General features: G+C 71.2%; 18 protein-coding genes. 7 read left to right on the forward strand and 11 right to left on the reverse strand.

Annotation, left to right across the window (positions count from 1 at the left end):
• Positions 1-12: 12 nt before the first annotated feature.
• From OG289_RS17530 to OG289_RS17540, 3 genes are all read left to right on the forward strand, one after another.
• Positions 13-279 carry a protealysin inhibitor emfourin gene (locus tag OG289_RS17530; RefSeq protein WP_327314961.1) on the forward strand — a complete coding sequence of 89 codons (267 nt, stop codon included), beginning with the start codon at positions 13-15 and terminating at the stop codon, positions 277-279.
• An 82-nt stretch (positions 280-361) separates the two neighbouring features.
• On the forward strand, positions 362-1,699 hold the full coding sequence (locus OG289_RS17535; protein ID WP_327314962.1) for a GH1 family beta-glucosidase: 1,338 nt from the start codon (positions 362-364) through the stop codon (positions 1,697-1,699).
• Positions 1,696-2,955, forward strand: a complete 1,260-nt coding sequence (locus OG289_RS17540; RefSeq protein ID WP_327314963.1) for an MFS transporter — start codon at positions 1,696-1,698, stop codon at positions 2,953-2,955. Before OG289_RS17535 ends, OG289_RS17540 begins: the two co-directional genes overlap by 4 nt.
• A 217-nt stretch (positions 2,956-3,172) precedes the next feature.
• Here OG289_RS17540 and OG289_RS17545 read toward each other — a convergent pair whose 3' ends face one another.
• The gene (locus OG289_RS17545) at positions 3,173-4,030 is read right to left on the reverse strand and encodes an NAD-dependent epimerase/dehydratase family protein (RefSeq protein WP_327320714.1); all 858 of its coding nucleotides are present in this window, start codon (positions 4,028-4,030) and stop codon (positions 3,173-3,175) included.
• Between the two features lie 126 nt (positions 4,031-4,156).
• Between OG289_RS17545 and OG289_RS17550 the strand changes: the two genes are divergently transcribed.
• Positions 4,157-5,005: a helix-turn-helix transcriptional regulator gene (locus OG289_RS17550; RefSeq protein WP_327314964.1), complete on the forward strand. Its 849-nt coding sequence runs from the start codon at positions 4,157-4,159 to the stop codon at positions 5,003-5,005.
• Positions 5,006-5,366: 361 nt separating this feature from the next.
• On the opposite strand, the gene era is transcribed toward OG289_RS17550, so the two are convergent.
• Positions 5,367-6,320 (reverse strand): GTPase Era, encoded by a 954-nt coding sequence (gene era, locus OG289_RS17555; RefSeq protein ID WP_327314965.1) that lies wholly within the window; start codon positions 6,318-6,320, stop codon positions 5,367-5,369.
• Between the two features lie 173 nt (positions 6,321-6,493).
• On the opposite strand from era, the gene OG289_RS17560 reads away from it, so the two are divergent.
• A complete protein-coding gene (locus tag OG289_RS17560) occupies positions 6,494-7,804 on the forward strand; it encodes an ammonium transporter (protein ID WP_327314966.1) in 1,311 nt (436 codons plus the stop codon).
• Positions 7,801-8,139 (forward strand): P-II family nitrogen regulator, encoded by a 339-nt coding sequence (locus OG289_RS17565; RefSeq protein WP_327314967.1) that lies wholly within the window; start codon positions 7,801-7,803, stop codon positions 8,137-8,139. The genes OG289_RS17560 and OG289_RS17565 overlap by 4 nt, the downstream gene beginning before the upstream one ends.
• On the opposite strand, the gene OG289_RS17570 is transcribed toward OG289_RS17565, so the two are convergent.
• The 4 genes from OG289_RS17570 to OG289_RS17585 form a co-directional block, all read right to left on the reverse strand.
• The gene (locus OG289_RS17570; RefSeq protein WP_327314968.1) at positions 8,136-9,152 is read right to left on the reverse strand and encodes a WxL protein peptidoglycan domain-containing protein; all 1,017 of its coding nucleotides are present in this window, start codon (positions 9,150-9,152) and stop codon (positions 8,136-8,138) included. The two genes, OG289_RS17565 and OG289_RS17570, sit on opposite strands and share 4 nt — an antisense overlap.
• A gap of 101 nt (positions 9,153-9,253) precedes the next feature.
• Positions 9,254-10,594, reverse strand: coding sequence for a beta-xylosidase (locus OG289_RS17575; protein ID WP_327314969.1), 1,341 nt, complete (start codon positions 10,592-10,594; stop codon positions 9,254-9,256).
• A 171-nt stretch (positions 10,595-10,765) separates the two neighbouring features.
• Positions 10,766-11,242 (reverse strand): hypothetical protein, encoded by a 477-nt coding sequence (locus OG289_RS17580; protein WP_327314970.1) that lies wholly within the window; start codon positions 11,240-11,242, stop codon positions 10,766-10,768.
• Between the two features lie 183 nt (positions 11,243-11,425).
• Positions 11,426-11,779 carry a cytidine deaminase gene (locus tag OG289_RS17585; protein ID WP_327314971.1) on the reverse strand — a complete coding sequence of 118 codons (354 nt, stop codon included), beginning with the start codon at positions 11,777-11,779 and terminating at the stop codon, positions 11,426-11,428.
• A gap of 168 nt (positions 11,780-11,947) precedes the next feature.
• Between OG289_RS17585 and OG289_RS17590 the strand changes: the two genes are divergently transcribed.
• Complete coding sequence (locus OG289_RS17590) at positions 11,948-12,427, forward strand: hypothetical protein (RefSeq protein WP_327314972.1); 480 nt, start codon at positions 11,948-11,950, stop codon at positions 12,425-12,427.
• A 36-nt stretch (positions 12,428-12,463) separates the two neighbouring features.
• Here OG289_RS17590 and OG289_RS17595 read toward each other — a convergent pair whose 3' ends face one another.
• From OG289_RS17595 to OG289_RS17615, 5 genes are all read right to left on the reverse strand, one after another.
• Positions 12,464-12,823: an MmcQ/YjbR family DNA-binding protein gene (locus OG289_RS17595; RefSeq protein ID WP_327314973.1), complete on the reverse strand. Its 360-nt coding sequence runs from the start codon at positions 12,821-12,823 to the stop codon at positions 12,464-12,466.
• Complete coding sequence (locus OG289_RS17600) at positions 12,820-14,115, reverse strand: hemolysin family protein (protein WP_327314974.1); 1,296 nt, start codon at positions 14,113-14,115, stop codon at positions 12,820-12,822. The genes OG289_RS17595 and OG289_RS17600 overlap by 4 nt, the downstream gene beginning before the upstream one ends.
• Positions 14,112-14,609, reverse strand: coding sequence for an rRNA maturation RNase YbeY (ybeY, locus tag OG289_RS17605; RefSeq protein WP_327314975.1), 498 nt, complete (start codon positions 14,607-14,609; stop codon positions 14,112-14,114). Before ybeY ends, OG289_RS17600 begins: the two co-directional genes overlap by 4 nt.
• A 13-nt stretch (positions 14,610-14,622) precedes the next feature.
• Positions 14,623-15,681 carry a PhoH family protein gene (locus tag OG289_RS17610; RefSeq protein ID WP_327314976.1) on the reverse strand — a complete coding sequence of 353 codons (1,059 nt, stop codon included), beginning with the start codon at positions 15,679-15,681 and terminating at the stop codon, positions 14,623-14,625.
• A 123-nt stretch (positions 15,682-15,804) separates the two neighbouring features.
• Positions 15,805-16,926: a carbohydrate kinase family protein gene (locus OG289_RS17615; RefSeq protein WP_327320715.1), complete on the reverse strand. Its 1,122-nt coding sequence runs from the start codon at positions 16,924-16,926 to the stop codon at positions 15,805-15,807.
• Positions 16,927-16,971: the final 45 nt, after the last annotated feature.

Here is a 16,971-nt window from a genome sequence, read left to right on the forward strand (position 1 = left end):
AGACAGGGACCCATGCGTATTCAGGTGAGGCGCACGGGCGGGTTCGCGGGCATCGAGCGGCGGGCCGAGGTGAACACCTCGGGGCGGCCCGATGCCGGCGAATGGCACGCCCTGGCCGAGCAGGCGGTCGCCGCCGGTCAGGGCGGGCCGCCCATGGGCGTGCCCGACGGATTCAGTTACGAGATCACGGTGGACGGCAGGACGGTGTACGCGGCCGATCCCCGGCTCACGGAGGAGCAGCGGAAGCTGATCTCGCGGGTACTGAAGGAAGGGGCCTGACCGGTCCGTCGTGCCGGGCGTGAACTGCCACTTCACGCCCGGGCGTTGACTTCCTTACCGATCGGTAAGGATGATCCCGCCCATGGCGAACGATCCGCGTGCCGCGGCGCACCCGATACCCCAGTTCCCGGCCGGCTTCCTGTGGGGTGTGTCCACCTCCGCCCATCAGATCGAGGGCGCGGTGGACGAGCGCGAGCCGTCCGTGTGGGACACCTTCACGGCCGAGCCGGGGCGGGTGAAGGACGGCTCGACGGCGGCCGTGGCCTGCGACCACTACCACCGCTACGGCGAGGACGTGGCCCTCCTGTCGGGCCTCGGGGTGGACGCGTACCGCTTCTCCGTCTCCTGGCCGAGGGTGAACTCCCCCGGCGGCCCGGACTTCTACGACCGCCTCGTCGACGCACTGCTGACGGCGGGCGTACGCCCCGTGCCCACCCTGTTCCACTGGGACCTCCCGGCGAACCTGGACTGGCTGGAGCGGGACACCGCTTCCCGGTTCGCGGAGTACGTGTCGGTGGTCGTGGACCGCCTCGGCGACCGCGTCAAGAAGTGGATCACCCTCAACGAGCCCGCCGAACACACCCTGTTGGGCCATGCCCTCGGCACCCACGCGCCGGGCAGGCAGCTGCTCTTCGACGCGCTCCCGGTGGCCCACCACCAGCTCCTGGCCCACGGTCTCGCAGTCCAGGCCCTGCGCGCGGCCGGCGCCACGGACATCGGCGTCGCCAACTCCCACGGCCCGACCTGGCCGGCCTCCCAGGAGCCCGCCGACCTGGAGGCGGCTGCCTTCTACGACGTCCTGCTGAACCGCCTGTTCGCGGAGCCGCTGCTGCTGGGCGAGTATCCGGAGGGGCTGGGCGAGCTGATGCCCGGCGACGTGGCATCCGACCTGAAGGTGATCTCCGAGCCGCTCGACTGGTACGGGATCAACTACTACGCCCCGACCCGCGTCGGCGCCCCGCAGGGCACCGAGATCGAGTTCGGCGGGATCACGATGCCGGCCGAACTCCCCTTCTCCGTGCGGGAGATCGAGGGCGTCCCGGTGACCGACTTCGGCTGGCCCGTAGTCCCGGAAGGCCTGACCGAACTCCTGACGACCTTCAAGGACCGCTACGGCGACCGCCTCCCGCCGGTGGTCGTCACCGAGAACGGCTGCTCCTACGAGGGCGTCGACGACCAGGCCCGCATCGCCTACCTGGACGGCCACCTCCGCGCCCTGCACAACGCGCTGGAGGCCGGCGTCGACGTGCGCGGCTACTTCGTGTGGTCGCTGCTGGACAACTTCGAGTGGGCGGAGGGGTACGAGCGCCGCTTCGGCCTGGTCCACGTCGACTTCGCGACGCAGACCCGGACCCCGAAGGCGTCGTACGCCTGGCTGCGGGACGTGCTGCGGGCGCAGAGATCGCCGGCACAGGGATGACGACGGCCGACCGGGTCCCGGCAGCCGCGCTGGCCGAGCCCGTCGAGCAGGTGGGCCGGGGCTGGACGTCGGCCCTGTCGCTGGCCAACGGGGCGATCTGGGTGGGCTGGTACGGCCCCCTGCAGATCCTGCTGGCCTCCCAGGCCGAGGACTTCGCGCCCGGCTCCGGCATGTCGAAGGAGACGATGCTGGCCTGGGTGACCGGCGCCGGAGCAGTGGTCTCACTGGCCGCGAACCCGCTGTTCGGCGCCCTGTCGGACCGTACGACCTCCCGCCGGGGCCGGCGCACGCCGTGGATCGTGGCCGGGGCGGCGGGCGGCGCGCTGTCGCTGCTGCTGCTCGCGGGCGCGGGCGGGGTCTGGACGATGGCGGCGGGCTGGTGCCTGGTCCAGCTGACCCTGAACGCGGCCTTCGCGGCGGTGACGGCGGCGGTGCCGGACCGGGTGCCGCGGCTCCAGCGCGGCTCGGTGGGCGGCTGGCTGGGGGCCGCGCAGATCCTGGGCGTGGTCGGCGGCACGGGGCTCGCGACGGTCGCCGGGGGCGTCGGGGCCGGGTATGCGGCGTGCGCGGTGTTCACGGTGGTGGGCGTGCTGCCGTACGTCCTGCGGTACGAGGATCTGCGGCTGGCGGTGGCGGACCGGCCGGTGTGGTCCTGGCGGGGCTTCGCGGCCGGGTTCTGGCTGAGCCCGCGCAGGTATCCCGACCTGGGGTGGGCGTGGCTGACCCGCTTCCTGATGAACCTGAGCAACGCGCTGGTGCTGCTGTACCTGCTCTACTACCTGCGCGACCGGCTGGACTACGCCGACCCCGAGCAGGGCGTGCTCGTCCTGACGGCGGTGAACGGACTGACGCTGCTCGCCACGGTCGTCGTCGGGGGCGTCTGGTCGGACCGGGTCGGCCGGCGCAAGCCGTTCGTGATCTGGTCCGGCGTGCTGATGGCGGTGGCGACGGCGGGGCTCGCGGCCTGGCAGACCTGGCCGGGAGCGATCGTCGCGGCGGCCGTGCTGGGGGTGGGGTTCGGTGTCTTCACCTCCGTGGACTTCGCCCTGATGACGGACGTGCTGCCGAAGGCCGTGGACCGGGGCAAGGACCTGGGCGTCATCAACGTCGCCAACGCCCTGCCCCAGGTCGCGGCGCCCGCCCTCGCCGCGCCGATCGTGACGTACCTGGGCGGCTACCGGGTGCTGTATCTGGTGGCCGCCGTGATCGGACTGGCGGGGGCGGTGCTGGTGCGGCGGATCAGGGGGGTGGACTGACCTTCGCCCGGGCTTGGGGGTCCTTGCACCATGAGCGCCCGATGAGGTCGCGTGGTCCGGTGCCGTGCATCGCAAGGCGCCGGAGCCCTTGATGGGGGTCCGTCCCCCGCTCGAGCGCAGTCGAGAGCGGGGGGAGGAGCTACCAGGGCTTTTCGGCAACGCGGGGAGGTGCGGTGCCGGGCCGCGCGACCCGGGCGGGCACAGTGCAAGGCCTCCTTTACAGGGCTCCGGCCTCGCGGGCCGCGTACACGCTGGGGTACAGCGGGCGGTAGCCCAGCTCACGGCGGATGCGGTCGGTGGACGTCAGCTGGAAGAACGGGTCGGGGTCGGTGCGCTCGTAGAGTTCGGCGGGGACGTCGACCCCGTTGAGCTGGTGCAGTTCGACCGCCGTGACGGGGGCGTCGTCGGCGATGTTGTAGGCCCGGCCGGCGGCTCCCGGCGCGTGCAGGAGACGCAGCAGCCCCTGGGCGACATCCGCGTGGTGGACCATGTGCAGCCGCTGGGCCGCCGCCCAGTTCCCGGCCCACATCAGCGACTGGGCGAGGTGCGGATCGCCCTCGCCGTAGACGAAGGCGAGGCGGCCGACGCGCACGTCCAGGCCGTCCAGAGCGAACAGCTCCCGCTCGGCCACCCCCTTCGACTCGGGGTAGGCGCCCCACATCTCGCCGCCGCCGGGCCGGACCTCGTCCTCCTCGGTCAGCGGGCGGCCCCGCCCGAGGCCGTAGACCAGCCCCGTGCTGACCTGCACGAACCGCCGCACGCCGGAGGCCAGCGCGGCGCGGCCCAGTTCCACCGCCGCGTCCCGGTTGACGGCCCACGCCTCCTCGTCCGGCACCCCGCGGAAGGACGCCGCGACGTTCACGACCGCGTCCGCCCCGGCCACCGCCTTGGCCAGCGCCTCCACGTCCCGCAGATCCCCGACCACCACCTCGGCGCCCAGCTCCGCGAACCGCTCCCCACGCGCCGCGTCGCGCACCAGGATGCGCACCCGGTCGTTGGGCCCGGCCTGCGCCAGCAGCCTCGGCACGAAGCGCCGGCCGACCTGCCCCGTCGTGCCCGTCACCAGTGTCAACATCGTCATCCGCTCCTCTTGGTCTGGTGCCACCAGCCTTGAACGGAGCGGGGAGGACCGGGAGAGACCCGTCGATCAGGGGACCGGCAGTCCCTGGATAAGGCGGGCGGTCTCCCGCAGTCTGGAGGCGTGAACCGAGCCGAATTCGCCGACTTCCTGCGCCGCGGCCGAGCCCGCCTGACCCCGTCGGCCGCGGGCCTGACAGCGGGCGCCCGCCGCCGTACGCCCGGCCTGCGCCGCGAGGAGGTGGCACAGCTGGCGGGCATGTCGGTCGACTACTACACGCGGCTGGAGCAGTGCCGTGGCCCGCACCCGTCCCGCCAGATGCTGGCGGCGCTGGCCCGCGCCCTGCGCCTCACCGACGACGAACGCGACCACCTGTTCCACCTGGCCGGCGAGGAGCCCCCGCGCCGCGAGACGGCGTCGACGCACGTCGCGCCCGGGCTGCTGCTGATCCTGGACCGCCTGCACGACGCACCGGCGCAGGTGGTGACCGACTGCGGCGAGGTCCTGGCCCAGAACGCGATGGCCAGGGCGCTGACCCTCGACGTGATGTCGCTCCCCCGGCGCGAGCGCAACCTGCTCCGCCGCTACTTCCTGGACCCGGAGGCACGCCACCTGTTCCCGGAGGAGGACCGGCCGGACCACGCCCGCGCCCACGTGGCCAACCTGCGCGCGGTGACCGCCGCCCGCCCCGACGACCCGGAACCGGCCGCACTGGTCGCCGAACTCCGCGCGGGAAGCGAGGAGTTCGCGCGGCTGTGGGCCGAACACGAGGTGTCCCTGCGCCACAAGGCGACGAAACGCTTCCTGCACCCCCTGGTGGGCCTCCTGGAGCTGGACTGCGAGGTCCTGCTCAGCCACGAGCACCACCAGCTCCTGGTCATCCACACGGCCCGCCCGGGCACGGACACCTACGAACGGCTCCAACTGCTCCGGGTGGTGGGGCTCCAGGACATGTCCCCGCAGGCCGTCTAGAACCCGTGGGCGGCTTCAGAACCCCAGCTTGCGCAACTGCTTCGGGTCGCGCTGCCAGTCCTTGGCGACCTTCACGTGGAGGTCCAGGCCGTATCAATGTGCGGCTGACGCCGCGCGGCCGGCATGCCCAGCAACGCCCCGATCTCCTTGCCGGACCCCACACCCACGCACCGCCCCTCCCCCAACCCCTAGAACCCCAGCTTGCGCAACTGCTTCGGATCGCGCTGCCAGTCCTTGGCGACCTTCACGTGGAGGTCCAGGCCGTATCAATGTGCGGCTGACGCCGCGCGGCCGGCATGCCCAGCAACGCCCCGATCTCCTTGCCGGACCCCACACCCACGCACCGCCCCTCCCCCAACCCCTAGAACCCCAGCTTGCGCAACTGCTTCGGATCGCGCTGCCAGTCCTTGGCGACCTTCACGTGGAGGTCCAGGAAGACCGGCGTGCCGAGCAGCGCCTCGATCTGCTTGCGGGATTTGATGCCGACGTCCTTCAGGCGCTTGCCCTTGGGGCCGATGATGATGCCCTTCTGGCTGGGGCGCTCGATGTAGATGTTCGCGTGGATGTCGAGCAGCGGCCGGTCCGCCGGACGGTCCTCGCGCGGGAGCATCTCCTCGACGACCACCGCGATGGAGTGCGGCAGCTCGTCCCGTACGCCCTCCAGCGCCGCCTCGCGGATCAGCTCGGCGACCATCACCTGCTCGGGCTCGTCCGTCAGGTCGCCCTCGGGGTACAGCGGCGGGCTCTCCGGCAGCATCGGGATCAGCAGGTCGGCCAGCAGCTCGACCTGCTGGTCACCGACCGCCGAGACCGGCACGATCTCCGCCCACTCGATCCCCAGCTCCTTGCCGAGCTGGTCGATCGCGATGAGCTGCTCGGCGAGCGCCTTGGAGTCCACCAGGTCGGTCTTCGTCACGACGGCGACCTTCGGCGTCCGCTTGATCCCGGCCAGTTCCTTGGCGATGAACCGGTCGCCGGGGCCCAGCTTCTCGTTGGCCGGCAGACAGAAGCCGATGACGTCGACCTCGGCCCACGTGGTGCGCACGACGTCGTTCAGCCGCTCGCCGAGCAGCGTGCGCGGCTTGTGCAGGCCCGGCGTGTCGACCAGGATCAGCTGGGCGTCGGGGCGGTGCACGATCCCCCGGACCGTGTGCCGCGTAGTCTGCGGCTGGTTGGCGGTGATCGCCACCTTCTTCCCGACCAGAGCGTTCGTGAGGGTGGACTTGCCCGCGTTGGGGCGGCCCACGAAGCAGGCGAAGCCGGCACGGTGTACGGACTCGGCCGACTGCTCGGATGACTGGTTGCGAACGCTCATGGCCCCCATTCTCCCTGATCCACGAAGCCCCGCCGTACACACGAGCGGCAACACCCTCCACCGTGAGCCCCCGGAAACCTCCACGCAACGAAACACCACGGAAACACATCCGTGCACAACCGGAAACGCGGGGCGGTGAACCTCTGACGAGCCCCCGCATCGTTGGAGACCCCGTGACTCTGGCCGCCGCCCAAGCGAACACCGGCGACACCGCCTGGCTGCTCGCCGCCACCGCCCTCGTCCTGCTGATGACCCCGGGCCTGGCCCTCTTCTACGGCGGCATGGTCCGCACGAAGAGCGTCCTCAACATGCTCATGATGAGCTTCGTGTCGATCGCGCTGGTCACGGTGGTGTGGCTGGCCGCCGGCTACTCGCTCGCCTTCGGCGACGACATCGGCGGCGGGCTGATCGGCGGCCTGGAGCACGCGGGGATGGCGGGTCTCGGCCCGGACAGCGTCCAGGGCACGGTGCCCACCCTCCTCTTCGCCACCTTCCAGCTCACCTTCGCGATCATCACGGCCGCGCTGATCAGCGGCGCGATCGCCGACCGGGCGAAGTTCGGCGCATGGCTGGTGTTCGTGCCGGTCTGGGCGCTCCTCGTATACGTTCCCGTCACCCACTGGGTCTGGGGCCCGGGTGGCTGGATCCTCGACAGGCTCGGCGCACTGGACTTCGCCGGGGGTCTCCCGGTCGAGATCACCTCCGGCGCCTCGGGACTCGCGTTGTGCCTGGTCCTGGGCCCGCGGCTGGGCTTCAAGAAGGACGCGATGCGTCCGCACAACCTGCCCATGGTGATGCTGGGCGCGGGTCTGCTCTGGTTCGGCTGGTTCGGCTTCAACGCCGGCTCCGCGCTCGGCGCGAACGGCCTCGCCGCCGCCGCCTTCCTCAACACCCTCGCCGCCGGCTGCACCGGCCTGCTGGGCTGGCTCTTCGTCGAACAGAAGCGCGACGGCCACCCGACGACGCTGGGCGCGGCCTCCGGCGCGGTCGCGGGCCTGGTCGCGATCACCCCGTCCTGCGGCTCGGTCTCCCTGCTCGGCGCCCTGGTCGTCGGCCTCGCCGCCGGTGTCGTCTGCTCCTACGCCGTGAGCTGGAAGTTCAAGCTGAACTACGACGACTCCCTCGACGTGGTCGGCGTCCACCTGGTCGGCGGCATCATCGGCACGCTCCTCATCGGCGTCTTCGCGGTGGACACCATGACCGGCGGCACCGAGGGCCTCCTGTACGGCGGCGGGCTCGCCCAGCTGGGCAAGCAGCTGGTCGCCGTGGCCGTCGTGGCGGCGTACGCCTTCACCGTGACGTACGGCCTCGGCAAGCTGCTCGACCGCACGATCGGCTTCCGCGCGGACGAGGACCAGGAGCACACCGGCCTGGACCTTACGGTGCACGCCGAGACCGCATACGATCACGGCGTCCTGGGCCATGGCGCCCCGGTCGGCTCACACTCCGTCCTCTCCGCCCAGAAGGTCACGCCACAGGCATGAAGCTCATCACCGCGATCGTCAAGCCGTACCGCCTCGACGAGGTCAAGACGGCCCTGCAGGAGATCGGCGTGCACGGCCTGACCGTGACCGAGGCCAGCGGGTACGGCCGCCAGCGCGGCCACACCGAGGTCTACCGGGGCGCGGAGTACCAGATCGATCTCGTGCCGAAGGTGCGGATCGAGGTCGTCGTCGACGACGCCGACTCCGAGGCCGTGATCGACGCGATCGTGCGTGCCGCGCAGACCGGGAAGATCGGTGACGGGAAGGTGTGGGCGCTTCCGGTCGAGACGGTCGTGCGGGTGCGGACGGGTGAGCGGGGGCCGGACGCGCTCTAGCCTCCGGCGGGTTGGCCGATCTTTGTCTGCGGGGCCGTCGTGGCTGGTCGCGCAGTTCCCCGCGCCCCTTGGCGGCTCGGCCCTGCGGGCCTTCGGCGCCGTCTGATCAGGAGCCACACCCCGATTGCGATCGCTGCCACCACTACCCCGGCCACCAGCCACGGCACCGCCACGAAGGACGCGGTCGCCGACTCCTTCGTGTTCGTGGCGCTCGCCGTCAGCTTGACGTCCGTCCAGTCGAGCTGAGGGGCGGCGCTCCACCGTTCGGTGAGGCGGACGCGCTGCCCTGGAAGCAGCTGGGAGGGGAGTTTCTTCAGGTCTCGGGTGAGGAGCGTACGGCCGAACAGGCCGCTCGCCTTCAGCTGCACCTTCGGTTCGAGGGTGACGTTCCCCGTGTTGTGCAGGGTGTAGGAGATCGTCGCCGTGCTGTCGCCGAGGCCTGGGATCAGGGGCTGGTGGTGGCTGATGTGGACGTTCTCGACGGCGAGCGCGGGCACGGTGGGGCCGCCGACCTGGAGGTGGACCCGGGCGCCGACGGCCCGCTGCACGCCGAGTGCGACCCCGCCGTCGCCCTTGTCGACCCGTTCGTCGAGCGCGACGATCGCGCCCGGATGGTCGCCCGGTTCGGCGCCCTCGGGCACCTTGATGCTGAACGGCACGGTGACGGTCTTGCCGCCGGGCACGGTGACCCGGTCTTTCGGGAGCACGGCCCACGCGCCCACGCCCCGCATCTTCTCCCCGAGCGACTTCACGGCGAACCCGCCGTCGCGCGCGGTGTTGTAGGCGTCGGCCGCGTACAGCCGGAAGGTGAGCGGCTCGTCCGTCTTGTTGGCGACGACGACCTTGTCCTCGATCGTCTGCCCGGGATCGGCATAGACGTAGAAGTAGGGCCGCGCGGCGACGGCCGAGGAGGCGGGGTAGACGGACCAGCTGCCGTTGTCGGCGGCCCGGGCGGGCGCGGCGAACAGCAGACAGAGCAGGAACGGCAGGAGGAGGACGTACGGCTTGCGCATGGGTGCGGACCCCCCACGGACGGGCTTCGGCGGCTGGGTGGACGGGCGGGTGCGGACCTGTGGGGCGGGCGCCCGGCCACCGGTGGACGTGGTGCGTACGCTCAGGTGAGCGTGAGGGTCAGGACGCCGGCGTAGCTGCCCGGGGGCGTGAACGCCGGTACGTCGAGGGAGAGTCGGGCGTCGGCGGTGAACTCGCCGCCGGTGGCCGTGCCGTCGGGCGTGGACGCCAGGGTCGCCCCCGAAGCGCCGACCGTGCCCGCCGAACCGGCCTGACAGGTGCTCGGGCTGCCCGCCTTGGTCGTGCACGCGGGCGTCCAGCTCAGCTTGCCGGCGTCGATCTTGGTGCCGGGGCCGGTGAAGTCGGTGACCTTGCCGGTCAGGGACCAGCCCGCGGGTCCGCCGCGGAAGTCCTTGACCGTCACCGCGTTGAGGTTCCCGGTCGAGGCCTGGCCGGAGCCGAAGTCGACCGCGGACATCGCCACGGCGTCCCCGGCCTGGGACATCGACAGGGTGCCGGCCTTCACGGTGGTCGTCAGCTTCTGACTGCCCGCGGGTACGGGCGTGTCGTCGACGACGACGTACGCGGCGGGCGGGGTGCCCAGGTCGGAGCTCCAGGCGCTGCCCTCGTACGCCACGATCCCGGTGGTGGTGAGATCGTTGACGACGAGCGAGCCTGAGATGTTCCCCTGCGCGTTGGCGGTCAGGGTCGCCCTGTCACCGGTCTGGTCGGACCCGGTCCGCCCGGCGACGGTGACCGCGGCGCTCGGCGTGAAGCCGCCGCCGCTGACCGTGACGCTCGCGCCCGGGCTGCCGGAGGCCGAACCCAGGCTGATGTTGCGGGTGTTGGCCGGCGGGTTGTCGGCCGCGGTGACCGTCTCCGACACCGGGGCGGGCGGGTTGGTCACCGTGCAGGGGGTGTCCAGTTCCAGGATGTAGCTGGTGTGGATGTTGTAGTCGCCGGGCGAGAGGGTGATCGCGCCGGGTGCGGTGACCGTGAACGTGCCGGTCATGGAGAACGACGGGAAGGTGCCGCGGCCGGGCACCGGGTCGTTCTTCTTCGGCCCCGCGACGGTGACACTGCCGGTCTGCGCGCCGCCGAGCGTGACCTTGCCCGTCGGCGTCATGATGTCGGCCGGCAGGGCCAGGTCGGTGGGGTTGTTGGCGGCGGGCGTGACCACCGTGTACGTCACGTTGACGGTGTCGCCGACCTTCGGGCTGGTGTTGTCCACCTCGATCTTGGCGGTGGTGGTGCCGTCGATCGGCGGGAGGCCCGCGATCGCCGGCGGGATGCAGTGCGTGGGGAAGTCCACGTTGGTCGCGGCGCCGGCCGGGCACGCCAGCGCTCCGCCCGCGGTGACCGCGAGCGCGGTCGCCCCGAGCAGCGACGCCCAGCGCCGTCTTCGGGAACCTCGGGACCTTCCGGAACTTCGGGGTGAACCCATAGTGCCCCCTCCTCCAGGGTGCGGGCGCAGCGGCTCTTCTGCGCCGACAGGGGGCATTGATGTGCGGATCGCACGAGAAGTCAATGGACGCGGCGAGTTCAACTGATGGACCGTCAGCTTCCTGGTCCCGCAAGGAAACTGACGGCCCGTCTGCTCAGTTTTCAACCGCTATCAGTCGAACACGAACGGCCCTGGCGACTGGGCGGTGGACGTCGTACAGGTGACGGTGATCCCGAAGACGACCATCTTCAGGGAGCCACCCTTGAAGTCGAGCTTGTCACCGGAGGCCACGGTCCCGTTGAGCGGACCGATGGTGATCGGGGCGCCGACGGCCATGGCGGGGTTCACGGTGCCGCTGAAGACCCTGGCGGCGCCGGTGGAGTTCGCCATCGTGAGCGTGGAAGCGATGGTGTTCGCGTTGATCGCGATCGGCGCGGTGATCGCGGTGGACGAGAGCGTGAGGGTGGCGGCCGTGCCCGTCTGGGTGGCCGTGAGGGTGGCGGCACCGCCGCCGAACAGACCGCAGCTGGCGGTCACGGTCGCCGTCGTCGGGGTGACGGCGGCGGCAGACGGTGCGAACGCCAGCCCGGTGACCGCGAGGGCCCCTGCCAGCAGTGCCGCACCTGATCCGATTCGCTTGCCTCTCATGGGTTTTCCGGCTCCTTCCCGGATGTGGGGAGACGGACGGCCGAAGCGGGACGGGTGGGTGCGGACACCGGTGCCGGTGGGGGGTGAATCTGACGGTCCGTCGGAAATTACGTTTCCATTGATGCGTCAGGGATGAGAGGACGACAAGGTTGAATTCCGGCCTTAGTTGAGCGCGGTCGCGGCTCAGCCCGCCGTGACCGTGACACGGACCGTTCCGTCCGGTGCCGCCACCAGCACCGGCGTCGCCGCCCCGCCCAGGTCCGCCACAGCGGCCCGGTCCGCGTCGGCGGCCCCCTCCGCCTCGGTCACCACGGCCGCCGCCTCCAGCGACTTCGCCCCCGAGGCCACCGCCATCGCCACCGCCGTCCGCAGCGCGCTCAGCTTCAGCGACGGCAGATCCACCGTCCCGGCGACATACGTACGTCCCGTCTCGTCTCGTACGGCAGCCCCCTCGGGCACACCGTTGCGGGCCCGCGCGGAACGGGCCAGCGTGACGATCTTGCGGTCCTCGGGGTCGAGCCCGTTGCTGTCGGTCATGCCCTGAGCATACGAAGAGGTGTCCCCGAGGACGGAGCGCCCCCTCAGGCACCGTCCGCGGGGCGCCGACGAACTCCGTCCGGCCGGCTGCCCCGAGCGGCCGGTCACCGCGGACGAACAGAGCTGAGCCACTGGTGTGGCCGCCTCGGTTCGGAAAAGCTGCGACGCATGGACTGGATGCCCCTGCTCTCCACACTGACCGGTGCCGTCATCGGCATCACCGCCACTCTGATCGCCGATCGCAACCGGTGGCGGCGCGAGGAGTCCCGGCACGCGCTGCAGGTGCGACGCGAGGTGTACACGGAGTTCGTCTCCGCGCTCAAGACAGCAGGTGAGGAGATACGCGCCGTCGCGCTGGGTGATCACATGTCCGGGTCGGCGCGTGACGCGGCCGTCCGGGAAGCCTTCCGTAGCACCGGCCTGTACACGGCGAGCGAGCGCCTCTGGCTCGTGGGCCCGGAGCAGGTCGTGGCCGCCGGGAACGAGGCGTTTCACAGCCTGCGCCGGATACGCGATGCCTACGCCCGGGGCGTCACCGTCGGCTCCGCCGAGGACGCGCCCCTGATCGCACAGCGGCGTACCGCCATGGCCAGGATGCGCGACCTCATGCGCGAGGACCTGGGCATCGGGCCTCTTGGGATCGAGTGACCCGCCGGGGCGTGCGGCCCCGTACCCGCGACCGTCTCAGGGCCGGTCGAGCCGCAGTCGCTCGGCGCGCGGCAGACCGGCGACGACCAGGTCGTACGAGTCCTCGATGAGCTCCCGGAGCAGCCGGTCGGGGAGGTCGCCGTCGACCGTCACCGTGTTCCAGTGGCGCTTGTTCATGTGGTAGCCGGGGACGATCAGCCCGGGGCGCTCGGTGCGCAGGCGCACCGCGTCGTCCGGGTCGCACTTGAGGTTCACCGTCAGGGGCTTCGCGTCCAGGGTCGTCAGGGCGAAGAGCTTCCCGCCGACCTTGAAGACCGAGATCTCCGGGCGGAACGGGAAGTCCTCCACGACCGCGTTGAAGGAGAGGCAGAAGGCGCGCAGTTCCTGGGGCGTCACTCGGGCTTCTCCTCCTGCGGCGCTTCCGCCGGCTCCACCAGCACCGTCACGATCTTGTTGCGGCGGCCGGCCGCCGCCTCCGCCGTCAGGCGCAGTGCGCGGCCGTCCGGGAGGTCGACCGTGCTCGACGCGCCGGCGATGGGGACTCGGCCCAGGGCCTTCGCGAGCAGCCCGCCCACCGTCTCCACGTCCTCGTCGTCGTACTCCTCCAGGCCGTACAGCTCGCCGAGGTCGGTGATGTCGAGGCGGGCGGTGACCCGGTAGCGGTCGTCGCCGAGCTCCTCCACGGGCGGGAGTTCACGGTCGTACTCGTCGGTGATCTCGCCGACGATCTCCTCGAGGATGTCCTCGATGGTGACGATGCCGGCCGTGCCGCCGTACTCGTCGATGACGACGGCGACGTGGTTGCGGTCCTGCTGCATCTCGCGCAGCAGGTCGCCGGCGTTCTTGGTGTCGGGGACGAAGGCGGCCGGACGCATGGCCGTCGAGACCAGCTCGCCCTCGGCGTCCCGGCTGATGTGCGTCTTGCGGACCAGGTCCTTCAGGTACACGATCCCGACGATGTCGTCCTCGTTCTCCCCGGTCACGGGTATACGGGAGAAACCGGAGCGCAGAGCGAGGGTCAGGGCCTGGCGGATGGTCTTGTAGCGCTCGATGACGACGAGGTCGGTCCTCGGGACCATGACCTCCCGTACGAGGGTGTCGCCGAGTTCGAAGACCGAGTGCACCATGCGGCGCTCGTCGTCCTCGATCAGGGACTCCTTCTCGGCGAGGTCGACCAGCGCCCGCAGCTCCGCCTCGGAGGCGAAGGGGCCCCGGCGGAAGCCCTTGCCGGGGGTCAGCGCGTTGCCGATGAGGATGAGGAGGGACGGGATCGGGCCCATGATCCTCGCCAGGGGGAGGAGGATGTACGCCGCCGCCGTCGCCGTGTTCAGGGGGTGCTGGCGGCCGATCGTGCGCGGGGAGACGCCGACGGCGACGTACGACACCAGGACCATGACGCCGATCGCGGCGAACAGCGCCGGGGCCGTGCCGTCGATCTCCTGGAGGCAGGCGTAGGTGACCAGCGCGGCGGCGGCCATCTCGCAGGCGACGCGGACCAGCAGCGCCACGTTCAGGTAGCGGGTGGGGTCGGCGGCGATCTGCGCCAGCTTGGCGCTTCCGCGCCGTCCGGACCGTACGGCCTCCTCGGCGCGGAAGCTGGAGACGCGCGCGAGGCCCGCCTCCGCACAGGCGGCGAGCCACGCGACGACGACCAGGGCGATCGCGCCGGAGACGAGGGCGAGGCTCATGAGACGGTCGGGGCCGGCGAGGGACCGGTCAGGCCCTTCTCCGCGCGCCAGCCGTCCACGATGGCCTGCTGGAGGCCGAACATCTCGGCCTTCTCGTCGGGCTCCTCGTGGTCGTAGCCGAGCAGGTGCAACACCCCGTGGACGGTGAGTAGTTGGAGCTCCTCGTCCATGGAGTGCTGCGTCGGCGCTTCCTTGCCCTGCCGCTCGGCGACCTCGGGGCACAGCACGATGTCGCCGAGGAGGCCCTGCGGGGGCTCGTCGTCGTCCTTCGACGGCGGACGCAGTTCGTCCATCGGGAAGGACATGACGTCCGTCGGCCCCGGCAGGTCCATCCACTGGATGTGCAACTGCTCCATGGCATCGGCGTCCACGACGATCACCGAGAGCTCGGACAGCGGGTGGATGCGCATCCGCGCGAGCGCGTAGCGGGCGATGTCGAGGATCGCCTGCTCGTCGACCTCGGTTCCGGACTCGTTGTTGACGTCGATCGACATGGTGCTGGCTTGTCTACTTCCGCTTGTTACGGCCGCCCTTGTGGGTGCCGTTCTCCGTACCGTTGTGGCTGTCGTACTTCTCGTACGCGTCGACGATACGGCCGACCAGCTTGTGCCGGACGACATCCTGGGACGACAGGCGGGAGAAGTGGACGTCGTCGACGCCCTCCAGGATGTCCTGGACCTGACGCAGACCGGACTTGGTGCCGTTGGGCAGGTCCACCTGGGTCACGTCACCCGTGATCACGATCTTCGAGTCGAAGCCGAGCCGGGTGAGGAACATCTTCATCTGCTCGGGGCTCGTGTTCTGAGCCTCGTCCAGGATGATGAAGGCGTCGTTGAGCGTACGACCACGCATGTAGGCCAGGGGCGCGACCTCGATCGTCCCGGCCGCCATCAGCCGCGGGATCGAGTCCGGGTCCAGCATGTCGTGCAGGGCGTCGTACAGCGGGCGGAGGTAGGGGTCGATCTTCTCGTAGAGGGTGCCGGGGAGGAAGCCCAGCCGCTCCCCCGCCTCGACCGCCGGGCGGGTCAGGATGATGCGGTTGACCTGCTTGGACTGCAGGGCCTGGACCGCCTTGGCCATGGCCAGATAGGTCTTGCCGGTGCCGGCCGGGCCGATGCCGAAGACGATCGTGTGCTTGTCGATCGCGTCGACGTACCGCTTCTGGTTGAGGGTCTTGGGTCTGATGGTGCGGCCGCGCGAGGACAGGATGTTCTGTGTCAGTACCTCGGCCGGGGTCTCCTGGCCGTCACTCGTCCCGTTCTCACTCGCCCGCAGCATGGCGATCGAGCGTTCCACTGCGTCCTCCGTCATCGGCTGCCCGGTGCGGAGCACCAGCATCATCTCGTCGAACAGGCGCTGGATGAGGGCGACTTCCCGTGGGTCGCCGACCGCGCTGATCTCATTGCCCCGGACGTGGATGTCGGCCGCCGGGAAGGCCGTCTCTATCACGCGCAGAAGAGAGTCTCCGGATCCCAGCACCGTCACCATGGGGTGCTGGGCGGGAACGGTGAACTGTGCTCTCGCCTTGCCCTGCGCGGGCGTGTGAGCTGTGGGTGTCTGAGTCATAGGCCGGCCCGAAGGCCTCTACGTCCTCCCGGATGCGTCTCGCCTGCCACAAGGGCGGCCTGGCGAGTTCAAGGGTACGCCAGGGGACTGACAACGCCGTAGGGCTTTTACCGGGTCCGGTGACTATGCCGAGCGGCCGAAACCGATCGTCGGGACCGCCCTGCGCAGCGGCCACTGGGCGGCCTCCTCCTCCGTCAGGAGCTGCTCCGGGAGCAGGCCGTCCAGGAACGCGTAGCGGTGCAGCGCCTCGGGGTCCTGGCCCTCGACCGACTGGACCTCGCGCCACCAGGCCGCGATCTCGGACCAGCCGGGGGCGGAGAGCGAACCGCCGAACTCCTGGACGGAGAGGGCGGCGGTGAGGCCGGCGAAGGCGAGGCGGTCGGCGAGGGGCCAGTCGGCGAGGGTGCCGGTGACGAAGCCGGCCACGAAGACGTCCCCTGCGCCGGTGGGGTCGAGGGCCTCTACGGCGATGGCCGGGACCTCGGCGCTCTCGCCGGTCCGGCGGTCCACGGCGTACGCGCCCTCCGCACCGAGTGTGACGACCGCGAGCGGTACGTGAGCGGTGAGGGCGTGGGCGGCGGCGCGGGGGCAGGTGGCGCCGGTGTAGCGCATGGCCTCCTCCGCGTTCGGCAGGAAGGCCTCGCAGTGCTCCAGGTCGGCGAGGCCCGCGAGGTTCCAGGCGCCTGTGTCGTCCCAGCCGACGTCGGCGAAGATGCGGGTGCCGCGGGCGGCGGCCTGCTGGATCCAGGGAGCGCGTCTGCCGGGGGTGAGGGAGGCGACGGCGGCGCGGGCGGGCGGCGGGCAGGCAGGCGCGGGCTCCTCCGGGGGCGGCTCGTGGCCGTGCGAGACCATCGTGCGCTCCCCTTCGTAGGCCATGGAGACGGTGACCGAGGAGTGCCAGCCGGGGACCGTGCGCGAGGTGCTGAGGTCGATGCCCTCGCCTCGTTCGAGGGCGTCCCAGCAGTACTCGCCGTAGTGGTCGTCACCGAAGGCCGCCGCGAGGGAGGTGCGCAGGCCGAGGCGCGCGAGCGCGGTGGCCATGTTGGCGACGCCGCCGGGGCTCGACCCCATTCCGCGCGCCCAGGACTCCGTCCCGCGCACCGGGGCGGAGTCGAGGCCGGTGAAGATGATGTCGAGGAAGACGGGGCCGGTGAGGTAGACGTCCCACGGCGGATCGTCGGGGGCGCGGCGGGCGGCCAGGGGGTCGACCCCGGCAGCCCGGCAGATGCGACCGTTCTGGCCGATCGGGCCGGCCGGGCTGCTGTGGCCGGTCTTGCCGTTCTGGCTGGT

Source organism: Streptomyces sp. NBC_01235 (assembly GCF_035989285.1).
Lineage (GTDB): Bacteria > Actinomycetota > Actinomycetes > Streptomycetales > Streptomycetaceae > Streptomyces.